This window comes from Flavobacterium saliperosum, from assembly GCF_900100625.1.
GTDB classification, from domain to species: domain Bacteria; phylum Bacteroidota; class Bacteroidia; order Flavobacteriales; family Flavobacteriaceae; genus Flavobacterium; species Flavobacterium saliperosum.
The window spans coordinates 96,127-110,915 of the sequence record NZ_FMTY01000003.1 but is presented as its reverse complement, the minus strand read 5'-3'; the positions used below and the strand labels follow the sequence as shown (position 1 = coordinate 110,915).

The 14,789-nt window shown below is 38.8% G+C and carries 23 protein-coding genes; 1 reads left to right on the top strand and 22 read right to left on the bottom strand.

Annotated features, from left to right (window positions below):
- A complete protein-coding gene (locus BLQ05_RS06820; protein WP_023577285.1) occupies positions 1-915 on the bottom strand; it encodes a dimethylarginine dimethylaminohydrolase family protein in 915 nt (304 codons plus the stop codon).
- Positions 916-1,103: 188 nt separating this feature from the next.
- Here BLQ05_RS06820 and BLQ05_RS06815 point away from each other — a divergent pair, with 188 nt between their 5' ends.
- Positions 1,104-1,589, top strand: a complete 486-nt coding sequence (locus BLQ05_RS06815; protein ID WP_023577286.1) for a hypothetical protein — start codon at positions 1,104-1,106, stop codon at positions 1,587-1,589.
- A gap of 66 nt (positions 1,590-1,655) precedes the next feature.
- Here BLQ05_RS06815 and BLQ05_RS06810 read toward each other — a convergent pair whose 3' ends face one another.
- The 21 genes from BLQ05_RS06810 to rplN form a co-directional block, all read right to left on the bottom strand.
- Positions 1,656-2,939 (bottom strand): citrate synthase, encoded by a 1,284-nt coding sequence (locus tag BLQ05_RS06810; protein ID WP_023577287.1) that lies wholly within the window; start codon positions 2,937-2,939, stop codon positions 1,656-1,658.
- Positions 2,940-3,164: 225 nt separating this feature from the next.
- Positions 3,165-4,460 carry a phosphopyruvate hydratase gene (eno, locus tag BLQ05_RS06805; protein ID WP_023577288.1) on the bottom strand — a complete coding sequence of 432 codons (1,296 nt, stop codon included), beginning with the start codon at positions 4,458-4,460 and terminating at the stop codon, positions 3,165-3,167.
- 34 nt (positions 4,461-4,494) lie between these two features.
- Positions 4,495-5,604, bottom strand: a complete 1,110-nt coding sequence (gene carA / locus BLQ05_RS06800) for a glutamine-hydrolyzing carbamoyl-phosphate synthase small subunit (protein ID WP_023577289.1) — start codon at positions 5,602-5,604, stop codon at positions 4,495-4,497.
- Positions 5,605-5,911: 307 nt separating this feature from the next.
- Complete coding sequence (gene rplQ / locus BLQ05_RS06795; RefSeq protein WP_023570321.1) at positions 5,912-6,397, bottom strand: 50S ribosomal protein L17; 486 nt, start codon at positions 6,395-6,397, stop codon at positions 5,912-5,914.
- Between the two features lie 62 nt (positions 6,398-6,459).
- Positions 6,460-7,452, bottom strand: a complete 993-nt coding sequence (locus tag BLQ05_RS06790; protein ID WP_035654844.1) for a DNA-directed RNA polymerase subunit alpha — start codon at positions 7,450-7,452, stop codon at positions 6,460-6,462.
- 25 nt (positions 7,453-7,477) lie between these two features.
- Positions 7,478-8,083 (bottom strand): 30S ribosomal protein S4, encoded by a 606-nt coding sequence (gene rpsD / locus BLQ05_RS06785; protein ID WP_023577291.1) that lies wholly within the window; start codon positions 8,081-8,083, stop codon positions 7,478-7,480.
- 87 nt (positions 8,084-8,170) lie between these two features.
- The gene (gene rpsK, locus BLQ05_RS06780; RefSeq protein WP_023570324.1) at positions 8,171-8,554 is read right to left on the bottom strand and encodes a 30S ribosomal protein S11; all 384 of its coding nucleotides are present in this window, start codon (positions 8,552-8,554) and stop codon (positions 8,171-8,173) included.
- 11 nt (positions 8,555-8,565) lie between these two features.
- Positions 8,566-8,940, bottom strand: a complete 375-nt coding sequence (gene rpsM, locus BLQ05_RS06775) for a 30S ribosomal protein S13 (protein WP_023577292.1) — start codon at positions 8,938-8,940, stop codon at positions 8,566-8,568.
- A 2-nt stretch (positions 8,941-8,942) separates the two neighbouring features.
- On the bottom strand, positions 8,943-9,059 hold the full coding sequence (gene ykgO, locus BLQ05_RS06770) for a type B 50S ribosomal protein L36 (protein WP_002987490.1): 117 nt from the start codon (positions 9,057-9,059) through the stop codon (positions 8,943-8,945).
- An 11-nt stretch (positions 9,060-9,070) separates the two neighbouring features.
- Complete coding sequence (gene infA / locus BLQ05_RS06765; RefSeq protein WP_007136545.1) at positions 9,071-9,286, bottom strand: translation initiation factor IF-1; 216 nt, start codon at positions 9,284-9,286, stop codon at positions 9,071-9,073.
- Positions 9,287-9,290: 4 nt separating this feature from the next.
- Complete coding sequence (secY, locus tag BLQ05_RS06760; protein ID WP_023577294.1) at positions 9,291-10,637, bottom strand: preprotein translocase subunit SecY; 1,347 nt, start codon at positions 10,635-10,637, stop codon at positions 9,291-9,293.
- Between the two features lie 14 nt (positions 10,638-10,651).
- Positions 10,652-11,104 (bottom strand): 50S ribosomal protein L15, encoded by a 453-nt coding sequence (gene rplO / locus BLQ05_RS06755; protein WP_023577295.1) that lies wholly within the window; start codon positions 11,102-11,104, stop codon positions 10,652-10,654.
- 11 nt (positions 11,105-11,115) lie between these two features.
- A complete protein-coding gene (rpmD, locus tag BLQ05_RS06750; protein WP_035654847.1) occupies positions 11,116-11,298 on the bottom strand; it encodes a 50S ribosomal protein L30 in 183 nt (60 codons plus the stop codon).
- 12 nt (positions 11,299-11,310) lie between these two features.
- On the bottom strand, positions 11,311-11,835 hold the full coding sequence (gene rpsE, locus BLQ05_RS06745; protein ID WP_023577297.1) for a 30S ribosomal protein S5: 525 nt from the start codon (positions 11,833-11,835) through the stop codon (positions 11,311-11,313).
- 5 nt (positions 11,836-11,840) lie between these two features.
- Entirely contained in the window at positions 11,841-12,191 is a 351-nt protein-coding gene (gene rplR, locus BLQ05_RS06740) for a 50S ribosomal protein L18 (RefSeq protein WP_035654849.1), read from the bottom strand.
- 11 nt (positions 12,192-12,202) lie between these two features.
- On the bottom strand, positions 12,203-12,745 hold the full coding sequence (rplF, locus tag BLQ05_RS06735; protein ID WP_023577299.1) for a 50S ribosomal protein L6: 543 nt from the start codon (positions 12,743-12,745) through the stop codon (positions 12,203-12,205).
- Positions 12,746-12,761: 16 nt separating this feature from the next.
- On the bottom strand, positions 12,762-13,160 hold the full coding sequence (gene rpsH, locus BLQ05_RS06730) for a 30S ribosomal protein S8 (protein ID WP_023579602.1): 399 nt from the start codon (positions 13,158-13,160) through the stop codon (positions 12,762-12,764).
- 104 nt (positions 13,161-13,264) lie between these two features.
- On the bottom strand, positions 13,265-13,534 hold the full coding sequence (gene rpsN, locus BLQ05_RS06725; protein WP_023577301.1) for a 30S ribosomal protein S14: 270 nt from the start codon (positions 13,532-13,534) through the stop codon (positions 13,265-13,267).
- A 3-nt stretch (positions 13,535-13,537) separates the two neighbouring features.
- Positions 13,538-14,089: a 50S ribosomal protein L5 gene (rplE, locus tag BLQ05_RS06720; protein WP_035654851.1), complete on the bottom strand. Its 552-nt coding sequence runs from the start codon at positions 14,087-14,089 to the stop codon at positions 13,538-13,540.
- A 2-nt stretch (positions 14,090-14,091) separates the two neighbouring features.
- Positions 14,092-14,406: a 50S ribosomal protein L24 gene (rplX, locus tag BLQ05_RS06715; RefSeq protein ID WP_035654853.1), complete on the bottom strand. Its 315-nt coding sequence runs from the start codon at positions 14,404-14,406 to the stop codon at positions 14,092-14,094.
- Between the two features lie 12 nt (positions 14,407-14,418).
- Positions 14,419-14,787: a 50S ribosomal protein L14 gene (gene rplN, locus BLQ05_RS06710; RefSeq protein ID WP_007803649.1), complete on the bottom strand. Its 369-nt coding sequence runs from the start codon at positions 14,785-14,787 to the stop codon at positions 14,419-14,421.
- Positions 14,788-14,789: the final 2 nt, after the last annotated feature.

The following is a 14,789-nucleotide window of genomic DNA, read 5'->3' as shown; positions in this document are numbered from 1 at the left end:
TTAGTCTCTTATTAAGGGTAAAGTGGAACAACGTAACAGTCCTTCCTGTTTGGCAATCTCGGCATACGGGATTTCTTCCACGGTGATTCCCTTGCTTCGTAACCAGTTATTTAATCTCGTGAAATTTCTTTCGGAAACCACCACATCCGGGGCAATCGAAAATACGTTGGAATTCATATGATACATTTCTTCTCTTTCGATATGGAACAGATTTTCCATTCCGAAAAGGTTCACCAGGAACATATAATCGGCTTCTTCACGGAAACCGCTTTTGTAAATGATGCCTTTATCGGTACCCACCGGCTGAAAACAACAGTCCAAATGCAAAGCATTATCCCGTGGTTCAATTTTGGATTTCACCAAATCGAATTCCTTCACGATTTTATACGGAAACATTTCTTTTATATAGTTCACCCCCTGCATGTTCGTGCGGGCCGTGATGTAATCCTTGTAATCGCTTCCTTTATAGGTTCCGATGAAAACATAATCGTTCCACACCATCACATCGCCACCTTCCACATGCACTTCTTCCGGAGGACGCACTACTTTTTTGGGATCGATCTGATCGATTACGTATTGAATCGCATCGAGTTCGCGTTCTCTGTCGGGCAAAATATTGGCTTTGATAAAAACATCATCAATTACGAATCCGATGTCACGGGAAAAAATCTGGTTGTAGTTTTCGATGGTTTGCGGACGAAATACCTTTACATCGTATTTCTGAAACACCTGGTTGAAGGCTTCCATTTCCTTTACCATGTCGGCTTCTACAGGATAAGTTCCGGCTTTGATATGTTCTAATGATTTCGGATCGTAGGCCTCATCGATTGTGGGCGTTGGGCCGTTACTGACTGCAGTCCCCAAAACAACTGCTCTTAATCTTGAAGTTTCGTTTTTTACATTTAACTGTAACATAGCTTTTGGCTTTTGACAAATATAGAAAAAGGGCTCCGATAAACGAAAAACTTCGTTAAAAATAACGTCTCCTTAAAAATAACTCACAGCAATTCAGAATTTTAAAACTATTATTTAATACCAATTTGGCTTGCTATAAGTTAATTCTTAAGTAAATTTTTATTAAATTTGATAAAAATCAAAAAATTATGGGATTATCAAGTTTTTTTAGTTCACTTTTCGGAAAAGCGAAACAAAGCGCCGAAGGTTTAGGGGAAAATGTTTCCAATATGGCAGAAACTGCCGCTAACAAAGCAGAAACGTTTTCGAAAGACGTAGTCGAAAAGGTATCCGATGTAGCAGAGAACGCCGCACACAAACTGGAAGAGATGGGTGTTCCGGACAAGGTAAACGATTTCATCGAAACCGCCAAAGAGAAAGCGTCACAAGCTGCAGATTGGGCGGAAGACAAAGCGCAAGATGCCAAAGAAACCCTAGCACACGTAGTTGACAAAGTGGAAGACAAAATCGACCATTTAACAGGCAAAGCTTCGGAGATGGAAGACGTTGCGGAAAACAAAGTCAGCGAGACAAAAGAAACCGTAACAGATACTGTTGAAAAAGCAGAAAATACAATTGAAAATGCGGCCGATGATGTTGCTGATGCTGCGGAAGAAGAAAAACCGGCGGAATAGTTTGGTTTTGATTTATAAAAAAAGTCCCGATTTCTCGGGACTTTTTTATTTATTATATAACTACAATTATCTTGCATCCATTTCTTTGAAAGGACGTAACGGATATCCCGTGTACACCTGACGCGGACGACCGATTGGTTCTTTGTTCACGCGCATTTCTTTCCATTGTGCGATCCATCCCGGAAGACGACCGATTGCGAACAATACGGTAAACATATCGGTAGGAATTCCTAAAGCACGGTAAATGATACCGGAATAGAAATCTACGTTTGGATATAAGTTTCTTGATTTGAAATACTCGTCTTGTAAAGCCGACTCTTCCAATTTCTTAGCAATGTTAAGAATGGGATCGTTAACACCCAATTCCGCCAATACTTCATCCGCTGCTTTTTTGATGATTTTTGCTCTCGGATCGAAATTTTTATACACACGGTGTCCGAAGCCCATCAAACGGAAAGGATCGTTTTTATCTTTTGCTTTCGCCAAGAATTTATCCGCGTCGCCGCCGTCTTTCTGAATTTCTTCCAACATTTCCAAAACGGCTTGGTTAGCACCACCGTGAAGTGGTCCCCAAAGTGCAGAAACACCTGCTGAAATGGAAGCGAATAAACCGGCATGTGAAGAACCAACCATTCTTACCGTTGACGTAGAACAGTTTTGTTCGTGATCGGCATGAAGGATGAATAATTTATCCAAAGCATTCACCACTACCGGATTGATTTTGTAAGGTCCTGTTGGCAATTCAAACATTAAACGCATAAAGTTCTCCACATAACCTTTTGTATTATCGTAATAATTCAAAGGGAAACCAGAACTTTTTCTGTACGTCCAGGTTGCCAAAACAAGGAATTTACCCATTGTTTTACAAACCGCTTCGTACATTTCTTTTTCGTTTTCAACATTAACCACTTTAGGGTTGAATGCGGTTAATGCACTTGTTAATGAAGCCAAAACCCCCATTGGATGTGCGGTTTTAGGAAAACCATCGATGATGTTTTTCATTTCCTCATTAACCAAAGTATATTTGTGGATATCGGTTTCAAACTGCGCTAATTGTTTCGCTGTAGGTAACTCTCCGAAAATCACTAAATAAGATACTTCCAGAAAATTCGCTTTATCTGCTAAATCTTCAATCGCATACCCTCTGTAACGAAGGATTCCTTCTTCTCCGTCAAGGAAAGTAATCTCACTTTGGCAAGAACCGGAGTTTTTATAACCCGGATCAAGCGTAATCGCGCCGGTTGCAGCACGTAATTTCTCAATATCGATAGCAACCTCATTCTCACTTCCCACGATAACCGGAAATTCATATTTGTTGCCATCAATTTCTAATATTGCAGTTTTCGACATGTTTGTATTAGGAATTAAATGTAATTATTTTTGTTCTAGGCGAATTTAAGAAATTACATTCGAATTAAAAAGAAAATCTCACAATGAAATCGTTAATTATTAGATAAATTTCAACTTAATTCTGATTGATTTCATAAGACCTAAAACAAATAATTGAAGATTGTTCAGTAAAATAAAAAGCCCGACAAGTTTCCCTGTCAGGCTTTCCTGTTTTTTATCCCAAAACTATCGGCTCACTTTAAAAGCTCTTTCTTTCGGAAAATAAGCTACTTCCGCCAATTCTTCTTCAATTCTTAACAACTGATTGTATTTTGCCATACGATCCGAACGCGATGCGGAACCGGTTTTGATTTGTCCGCAATTCAATGCTACCGCCAAATCCGCAATGGTATTATCTTCTGTTTCTCCCGAACGGTGCGACATTACCGAAGTGTATCCTGCATTGTGTGCCATGTTAACCGCCGCAATCGTTTCGGTTAAGGTTCCGATTTGATTTACTTTGATTAGGATGGAATTGGCGATATTTTGTTCGATTCCCTGAGAAAGACGTTGCACATTGGTTACAAACAAATCGTCGCCCACCAATTGTACTTTATCACCGATTTTCTCGGTTAGGTATTTCCAGCCCGCCCAGTCGTCTTCGTACATTCCGTCTTCGATGGAAATGATTGGGTATTTTGCCGCCAATTCCGCCAAATAATCCGCTTGTTCTTCCGAGGTTCTGATTTTTCCGGTTTCGCCTTCAAATTTCGTGTAATCGTATTTTCCGTTTACGTAGAATTCAGAAGCGGCACAATCTAAAGCAATCATTACATCGCCACCGAAAGTATAACCCGCATTTTCAACCGCCAATTTGATGGAATCCAAAGCATCTTCAGTTCCTCCGGCCAAGTTGGGTGCGAAACCACCTTCATCACCTACAGCTGTAGAAAGGTTTCTGTCATGCAATACTTTTTTCAGGTTGTGGAAAATTTCCGTACCCATTTGCATGGCGTGTGTGAAATTTTGTGCTTTTACCGGCATGATCATGAATTCCTGGAACGCGATAGGCGCATCGGAATGCGAACCACCGTTGATAATATTCATCATCGGTACTGGAAGCGTGTTAGCAGAAACACCACCCACATAACGATACAAAGGCATACCCAATTCGTTCGCCGCCGCTTTTGCCACTGCTAAGGAAACACCAAGAATGGCATTGGCTCCTAAATTGGATTTGTTTGGCGTACCGTCCAACTCGATCATCATTTTATCGATGGCATTTTGTTCGAAAACGGACATTCCTACCAATTCGGCAGCAATGGTCGTATTTACGTTTTGCACCGCTTTTAAAACCCCTTTACCCATGAAGGCTTTTCCGCCGTCGCGTAATTCCACCGCTTCATGCTCTCCCGTTGAGGCTCCTGACGGAACTGCCGCTCTTCCTAAAATGCCGTTTTCCGTAACTACATCTACTTCAACCGTTGGATTTCCTCTTGAGTCTAATATTTGTCTTGCGTGAACTTTGATAATCATGCTCATAATACTGTCTTTTATTTGCTATCGCTACCGCGAATTATTTTTTACTTTCTTTAATGTTGTCAACAAACTGGTCGAATAAATAACGGGCATCATGTGGCCCCGGACTAGCTTCCGGATGGTATTGTACAGAGAAAACCGATTTGTTTTTCATACGCATACCGGCAACCGTTCCGTCATTTAAATGCAAATGCGTGATTTCGAAGTCGGGGTGTTTTTCCAATTCTTCGCGCACTACGGCGAATCCATGGTTTTGAGACGTAATTTCTCCGCGATTGGTGAGTACGTTCATTACCGGGTGATTGATACCACGGTGACCGTTGAACATTTTGTAAGTCGGAATACCGTTGGCCAATCCGATAATCTGGTGTCCCAAACAGATTCCGAAAACCGGTTTGTTTTCCGCAATGATTTGTCTAGCCACTTCCTGTACTTCTTTCAAAGGTTCCGGATCGCCGGGACCGTTGGACAGGAAATAACCGTCCGGGCTGAAGGCTTTCAGGTCCTCGAAAGTGGTGTTGTATGGGAATACTTTCACGTAACAATCTCTTTCGGCAAGACATCTTAGGATATTGGTTTTGATTCCCAAATCCAATGCTGCTACTTTATAGGTTGCGTTTTCATTACCGAAGAAATACGGCTCTTTTGTGGAAACCGTTGATGCCAGTTCCAAACCTTTCATATTCGGCACATCGGCCAATAATTTCTTTAATTCTTCCAGCGGCGTTCCGTCAGTGCAGATAACCGCGTTTTGTGCACCGTTGTCACGGATGTAGGCTACCAAAGCTCTGGTATCCACGTCGGAAATCGCCACTAAGTTTACTTTTTCGAAGTAGTCTAACAAGCTGCCTTCTGCGTCGGGTCTGGAATAGTTAAAACTGAAGTTTTTACAAACCAATCCGGCAATTTTGATGCTTTCGGAATCGGTTTCATCGGCGTGAACACCGTAGTTTCCGATGTGCGCGTTGGTCGCCACCATAATTTGTCCGAAGTACGACGGGTCGGTAAAAATTTCCTGATATCCTGTCATTCCGGTATTAAAGCAGACTTCCCCAAATGTTTTCCCTTCAATCCCGATGGATTTGCCGTAGAAAACCGTTCCGTCGTTTAATAAAAGAATGGCCTGATTACGATTTGAATATTTCATTTTTGTAGTTGTGTTGTAAAAAGTTGTGCAAATTTAATTTAAATTCCGGCGTTAAAAAAATTTCGTTCAAAAGAAGCCAAAAGTTTTTCTTTAGCCCCGATGGGAGCGGCATCTTTTCTGGCTGGCTGGCACGCCATGGCGGACAGTCAGCCAGAAAAATACAGCGGACAGCGGGAACATGGCTTAAAAAACGCCTACAGTTTGGCTCCAAAGATTGCTTCGTACCTCGAAAAGACGAGACAAAAAAAAAGGACAAACTCTAAAAAGTTTATCCTTAATTTTTATTGAAAAATCAATTGTTTCATGATTATTCTGTAGCTTCAGTAGTTTCTGTAGCGTCTGCTGCAGGAGCTTCCGGAGTTGCTTCCGCTTTTTTAGCTTTACCACGACGGGTTGTAGCTTTTTTCACTTCTTTCTTACCTCCGTTGTACAATTCATTGAAATCTACCAATTCGATCATTGCCATATCCGCGTTATCCCCTAAACGGTTTCCTAACTTGATGATACGAGTGTATCCGCCTGGACGGTCTCCCACTTTCGCAGCAACTTCTCTGAATAACTCGGTAACACCGTATTTGTTTCTCAAGTAAGAGAAAACGATACGACGGTTGTGAGTTGTATCTTCTTTTGATTTTGTAATTAATGGCTCAACAAACTGTTTTAAAGCTTTTGCTTTGGCAACAGTTGTATTAATACGCTTGTGCTCAATTAATGAACAAGCCATATTCGCTAGCATTGACTTTCTGTGACCAGTCTGTCTGCTTAAATGATTTACTTTTTTTCCGTGTCTCATGACGCTTTGTTTTAACCCTCATCTTGCTTCAATCCGTTAAGGAGCGCAAAATATGAAGTAATTTATTCTTTATCTAATTTGTATTTAGCTAAATCCATTCCGAAGTTCAAACCTTTAACAGCGACTAATTCGTCTAACTCTGTTAATGATTTTTTACCGAAGTTACGGAACTTCATTAAATCATTTTTGTTGAATGATACTAAATCGCCAAGTGTTTCAACTTCAGCCGCTTTCAAACAATTTAAGGCTCTTACCGATAAATCCATATCAACAAGCTTAGTTTTAAGCAATTGTCTCATGTGCAATGATTCCTCATCGTAGGATTCGGTTTGAGCAATTTCATCAGCCTCAAGTGTGATTCTTTCGTCAGAGAACAACATAAAGTGATGGATCAATGTTTTAGCTGCTTCTGTTAAGGCATCTTTAGGGTGAATTGAACCGTCTGTGATGATTTCGAAAACCAACTTTTCGTAGTCGGTTTTTTGCTCCACACGGAAGTTTTCAATTGCATATTTTACATTCTTTACCGGTGTGTAGATAGAGTCTGTAAAAATAGTACCTATTGGTGCGTTTTGTTTTTTGTTTTCTTCAGCAGGAACATAACCACGACCTTTCTCGATAGTCAATTCCATGTTGATGGTAATCTTACCGTCAAGGTTACAGATTACCAAATCAGGATTTAATACCTGGAAGCCGGAGATGTATTTTTGGAAATCACCTGCAGTTAACTGGTCTTTACCTGAGAAGGAGATGGATACAGATTCGTTATCGATATCCTCAATCTGACGTTTGAAACGTACTTGTTTAAGGTTAAGGATAATTTCAGTAACATCTTCAACTACTCCCGCGATAGTGGAGAACTCATGCTCTACACCTTCGATTCGAACTGAAGTAATTGCGTATCCTTCCAAAGAAGAAAGCAAAACACGTCTTAATGCGTTACCAACAGTCAATCCATAACCCGGTTCTAAAGGTCTAAATTCAAATTTACCTTCAAAATCGGTGGAATCGATCATGATAACTTTATCGGGCTTCTGAAAATTAAATATTGCCATATTTATTTCGACTGATGTCTAATTATTATTTGTTGTACAACTCTACGATTAACTGCTCTTTAATGTTTTCAGGAATCTGAAGTCTTTGAGGTACAGAAACAAAAGTACCTTCTTTAGTATCATTATTCCAAGTAATCCATTCGTAAACAGCGCTAGAATTAGATAACGAACGTTCGATAGCCTCAAGAGATTTTGATTTTTCACGAACTGCAACTTTATCACCTGGTTTTAGGTGGTAGGATGGAATGTTTACATTCTCACCATTTACAGTTACGTGTCTGTGAGCTACGATTTGACGCGCAGCACGACGAGAAGGAGCGATACCCATTCTGTATACTACGTTGTCTAAACGCGCTTCACAAAGTTGCAAAAGGATTTCACCTGTTACCCCTTTTGATGCAGCTGCTTTTTCGAACAAGTTTCTGAATTGCTTTTCTAAAATACCGTAAGTATATTTAGCTTTTTGCTTTTCCATTAACTGAACAGCATATTCCGATTTTTTACCTCTCTTTTTGGCTAAACCATGTTGCCCAGGAGGGTAATTTCTTTTTTCGAAAGATTTGTCATCTCCGAAGATTGCTTCGCCAAATTTACGAGCAATTTTAGTTTGTGGACCAGTATATCTTGCCATTGCTAAAAATTAAAAAAGGTAGGGATTATGAATTCAGGTCGTATCCTCCGATAATCTTATATCCTACCTTGGTTATACTATAAAATATTAAACTCTTCTTCTTTTTGGAGGACGACAACCGTTGTGTGGCATTGGAGTTACATCGATAATTTCGGTAACTTCAATTCCTCCGTTGTGAAGTGATCTGATGGCAGATTCTCTACCATTTCCTGGACCTTTAACGTAAACTTTTACTTTTTTAAGACCCGCTTCTAACGCTACTTTGCTACAATCTTCTGCGGCCATCTGAGCTGCGTATGGAGTGTTCTTTTTAGAACCTCTGAAGCCCATTTTACCAGCTGAAGACCAAGAAATAACTTCACCTTTCTTGTTTGTCAAAGAAATGATGATGTTGTTAAAAGTCGCATTAATATGTGCTTCGCCCGTTGATTCAACGATAACTTTACGTTTTTTTGTACTTGCCTTAGCCATACTACTACTTATTATTTAGTTGCTTTTTTCTTGTTAGCAACAGTTTTTCTTTTACCTTTTCTTGTTCTGGAATTGTTCTTAGTTCTTTGCCCTCTTAACGGAAGACCAGATCTGTGACGAATCCCTCTGTAACATCCGATATCCATTAAACGTTTGATGTTCAATGAGATTTCAGAACGCAACTCACCTTCAATTTTGAAATAGGATACCGCATCACGAATTGCTCCGATCTCGTCGTCATTCCAGTCTTGAACTTTTTTATCTTCGCTAACGTTAGCTTTTGCTAAGATTTCCTGTGCTCTGCTGCTACCAATTCCGAAGATATAGGTTAGAGCAATAACTCCTCTTTTGTTTTTAGGTATGTCTACCCCTGCTATTCTTGCCATAATTATCCTTGTCTTTGTTTAAATCTAGGATTCTTTTTGTTTATAACGTATAATCTTCCTTTTCTACGCACGATAATGCACTCGGCACTTCTTTTTTTAACTGATGCTCTTACTTTCATTTTAATAGCCTTTAGTATCTATAAGTAATTCTTGCTTTTGACAAATCGTAAGGGCTCATCTCCAATTTCACTTTATCACCAGGTAATAATTTGATGTAATGCATTCGCATTTTACCGGAAATATGAGCAATTACTATATGTCCATTTTCTAATTCTACACGGAACATCGCATTTGACAATGCTTCAATGATTGATCCGTCTTGTTCTATTGCTGATTGTTTTGCCATAAAATTAAGCGACTGCTTTTCTGTTTTTACCGCTTTTCATCAATCCGTCATAATGCTTATTCAATAAATAAGAATTTACTTGTTGAATAGTATCAATTGCAACTCCCACCATAATTAACAATGATGTTCCGCCATAAAACATTGCCCATCCTTGTTGAACTCCTATCAAACTTACGGCAATAGCTGGGAACACAGCAATCAAAGCAAGAAATAACGAGCCCGGAAAGGTTAGTAATGACATGATTTTATCAAGATAATCACCTGTTTCCACACCTGGTTTGATACCCGGAATAAAACCACCACTACGCTTTAAATCGTCGGCCATTTTATTGGTAGGTACCGTAATTGCGGTGTAAAAGTAAGTAAAAATTATGATTAACAAAGCAAAAACTAAATTATACTGCCATCCAAAGATATTCTGGAAGCTGGTAGTAATAGTTTGAGCGGCGTCTGATGTAGACAAACCAGCTACTGCAGCAGGAATAAACATGATTGCCTGTGCAAAGATAATCGGCATAACTCCTGAAGCATTCAGCTTTAACGGAATCCATTGTCTGTTACCTCCCATTGCATCTTGTTCGAAATCGCCGGCTGTTGTACGTCTTGCGTACTGTACCGGTATTCTTCTAACAGCCATGGTCAATAAGATACAAGCAATAATGATCAATAACCAAATGATAATTTCAAGAACGATTAACATTGGACCTCCGTTGTTTTCTGATACACGGGAAGAAAACTCCTGAATGAATGCCTGCGGCAAACGCGCCAAGATTCCTACCATAATCAATAACGAAATTCCGTTTCCGATACCTTTATCAGTGATTTTTTCACCCAACCACATTGCGAATATTGTCCCAGTAGTCAAAATGATTACAGAAGAGAATAAGAATGAGAAAGAGCTGAACCCTAATAAGAAAGCATCACCCGGTAATTGTTTGTACAGGTTATAGATATAACCCGGACCTTGCAATAAGGTGATTCCGATTGTTAACCATCTTGTGATTTGGTTAATTTTCTTTCTACCACTTTCTCCGTCTTTTTGCAGTTTTTGCAAATAAGGGATAGCAATACCCATTAATTGCACTACGATGGACGCAGAAATATATGGCATGATACCCAATGCAAATACAGATGCCTGCGAAAACGCGCCACCTGTAAATACATTGATTAACCATCCTATACCTTGATCAGTTTGAGTCGATAAATTTTGCAATTTAGTAGCATCAATACCTGGCAAAGTCACCTGAGCACCGAAACGGTACACAACCAACATTCCTAAAGTAATTAAAATTTTATTTTTTAATTCCTCAATTTTCCAAACATTGACAAACGATTCTATAAACTTCTTCATCTTGGTATATTAGTTTATAAAGTTACAGCTTCTCCACCTGCAGCTTCGATAGCCGCTTTTGCAGTCGCAGTAAATTTGTGAGCAGTTACTTTTAATTTTGTTTTAAGCTCTCCTCCTCCTAATATCTTTACAAGCTCATTTTTGGTTGCCAAACGGTTTTCAACAAATACCGAGAAATCCACAGTATCCGTAACGATTCCGTTATCAACAAGCAACTGTAATGCAGAAAGGTTAACACCTTGATACTCCACACGGTTGATGTTTTTGAAACCAAACTTAGGTACACGTCTTTGAAGAGGCATTTGCCCTCCTTCAAATCCAATCTTTTTAGAATAACCAGAACGAGATTTTGCTCCTTTGTGACCACGTGCAGCAGTACCACCTTTACCAGAACCTTCACCTCTACCTAATCTTTTGTTTTGATTGTGAGTTGACCCTTCAGCCGGTTGTAAGTTACTTAAATTCATAACTATTAATGTTATTTAGTTTCTTCTACAGAAACCAAGTGTTTAACTTTATTTACCATTCCAAGGATAGCAGAATTTGCATCATGCTCTACAGTTTGTCCTAATCTTTTAAGACCCAAAGCCACTAATGTTCTCTTTTGTGTTTGAGGACAGTTAATCTGACTTTTAACTTGTTTTACTATTATTTTTGCCATAATTTCCTTGAATTAACCTTTGAATACTTTTTCTAAAGAAATACCTCTTTGTTTTGCAACACTGTAAGCACTTCTCATTTGTAATAAAGCATCGAAAGTAGCTTTAACAACATTGTGAGGGTTGGATGAACCTTGAGATTTTGACAATACGTCGTGAATACCCACTGACTCCAATACCGAACGAACTGCACCACCGGCAATTACTCCAGTACCGTGAGAAGCTGGCATCAATAATACTCTTGCTCCACCAAATTTACCTTTTTGTTCGTGAGGTACCGATTGACCACTTAAAGGGATTCTCACAAGATTTTTCTTAGCATCTTCCACTGCTTTCGCAATTGCTTCAGAAACGTCTTTCGATTTTCCTAAACCGTGACCTACAACACCGTTTTCATCACCTACCACTACAATTGCGGAAAAACCGAAAGCTCTACCACCTTTTGTAACTTTAGTAACACGATTCACACTAACCAAACGATCTTTTAATTCAAGACCACTCGGTTTTACCAGTTCTACGTTTTTATAATTATGATACATAATTCTTAGAATTTAAGTCCAGCTTCTCTAGCGCCTTCAGCTAATGATTTAACACGTCCGTGGTATAAATTTCCACCTCTGTCAAAAGTGATGGTTTCGATACCGGCTTTCAAAGCTTTCTCTGCGATTAGTTTTCCAACTGATGCAGCCGTTTCTATTTTAGTTCCTTTAGTAATACCAGCTTCTCTTGAAGAGGCAGCAGCTAAAGTTACACCGTTTACGTCATCTATGATTTGCGCATAGATTTCTTTGTTACTTCTGAATACAGACAAACGAGGTTTTGCAACGGTTCCGCTAACAATTTTTCGAATTCTGTACTGTATTCTCTGTCTTCTATCAGATTTTGTTAATGACATAGTCTTAGTTTTTAAGCTGATTTACCTGCTTTTCTTCTTAATACTTCACCTACAAACTTAACTCCTTTTCCTTTGTAAGGCTCTGGCTTACGGAAACCTCTGATTTTCGCAGCCACCTGGCCTAAAAGTTGTTTGTCGTGTGAAGCTAGTTTAATGATTGGGTTTTTACCTTTCTCAGAAACTGTTTCTACTTTAACCTCTGGAACTACTTCAAGAACGATGTTGTGAGAAAAACCTAAAGCGATATCCAATTTTTGACCTTGGTTTGCTGCTCTATAACCTACTCCCACTAATTCTAATTCTTTAGTGAAACCTTCGGATACACCAGTAATCATGTTGCTGATTAATGATCTGTATAAACCGTGTTTTGATCTGTGATCTTTGTGATCTGAAGATCTCTCTACGATTACATTTCCTTCTTCAATTTTAACAGAAACATCTGAAAATTCTTGAGAAAGCTGACCTAATTTTCCTTTTACTGTAACTACACCTTCGTTAACCTCTACAGTTACACCCGCCGGAATTACAACTGGACTTTTACCTATTCTTGACATTGTTAAGTCTTTATTATTAGTATACGTAACAAATTACTTCACCACCAACATTCAATTGCTTCGCTTGTTTCCCAGTCATAAGACCTTTAGAAGTTGAAACAATAGCAATACCTAAACCGTTAAGGATTCTAGGTAAGTTCGCAGCACCAGCGTATTTACGCAAACCTGGTTTACTAATTCTTTGGATATCTTTGATTACAGACTCTTTAGTTTCTTTGTCGTACTTAAGAGCGATTTTGATAGTTCCCTGAACAGAACTGTCATCGAATTTGTAACTTAAGATATATCCTTGATCGAATAAAATCTTAGTGATTTCTTTTTTCAAATTAGAAGCAGGAATCTCAACCACTTTGTGGTTAGCTCGCACTGCATTTCTGATTCTTGTCAAAAAATCTGCAATAGGATCTGTATACATATGTATAAAATTGCGATTATGGTTTTCAGGAAGCACCCGCTTCCTGAACCTTTAATCAATTAAAATTATTTTTTAGTTTGCAAAAGTACTAACTTATTGCGAGACTACCAAGAAGCTTTTTTAACTCCTGGAATCAATCCATTATTAGCCATTTCACGGAAAGTTACACGTGAAATACCGAATTGACGCATATACCCTCTAGGTCTTCCGGTTAATTTACAACGGTTGTGTAAACGAACTGGAGAAGCGTTTTTTGGTAATTTCTGTAAACCTTCGTAATCTCCGGCTTCTAATAAAGCTTTTCTTTTTTCAGCATACTTGTCTACCAACGCTTGTCTTTTTACCTCGCGGGCTTTCATTGATTCTTTAGCCATAACTTAATTCTTTTTAAAAGGTAAACCTAATTGTGCTAATAATGACTTCGCTTCTTTATCAGTGTCGGCAGAAGTTACAAAAGTAATATCGAAACCAGAAATCTTGTTTACTTTGTCAATATCAATTTCAGGGAAAATGATTTGCTCCAGTACACCTAAGTTGTAGTTTCCTCTTCCGTCAAAACCTGTAGCTTTGATACCACTGAAATCTCTTACTCGTGGTAAGGCAGAAGTAATCAAACGATCTAAGAATTCATACATTCTTTCGCCACGTAATGTTACTTTAGCTCCAATCGGCATCCCTTTTCTCAATTTGAATGACGCAACGTCTTTCTTAGAGATAGTAGATACAGCTTTTTGACCTGTAATTTTTGTTAACTCTTCTACTGCGTGATCCACTAATTTCTTATCAGAAACTGCAGCACCAACACCACGGCTAATAACGATTTTCTCAAGTTTTGGAACCTGCATCACGTTTTTGTAACCGTACTCTTCTGTAAGAGCAGCAATTACTCTGCTCTTATATTCTTCTTTTAGTCTAGGTATATAAGTCATGACTATAATACTTGATTAGATTTTTTAGAAACTCTCACTTTCTTATCTCCTTCAACTTTAACCCCAACTTTAGTCGCTGACTTAGTTTTAGGATCAATTAAAGCAAGGTTAGAAATGTGAATAGGAGCTTCTTTTTTAACGATACCACCTTGAGGGTTTTTTGCACTTGGTTTTGTATGTTTCGAAACCATGTTCACACCTTCAACTACCGCTTTATTTTTCTCGCGAAGAACACGTAAAATTTTACCTTCAGCACCTTTATGGTCACCTGCGATAACTTTTACCACGTCTCCAGATTTTACTTTTAGCTTTATCATTGTCTAAACGAATTAAAGCACTTCTGGTGCTAATGATACAATTTTCATGAATTGTTTTTCACGAAGTTCTCTTGCTACAGGACCAAAAACACGAGTTCCTCTCATTTCACCCGCAGCATTCAACAATACGCAAGCGTTATCGTCAAATCTGATGTATGAACCGTCGGCTCTTCTCACTTCTTTTTTGGTACGTACAACAACTGCAGTAGAAACGGCACCTTTTTTAACGTTTCCGTTAGGTGTTGCGTCTTTAATAGATACTACAATTTTATCTCCAACAGAGGCATAACGACGTTTCGTTCCTCCTAAAACACGAATAGTCAAAACTTCTTTTGCTCCCGTGTTATCTGCTACTTTTAATCTCGATTCCTGTTGTACCATAA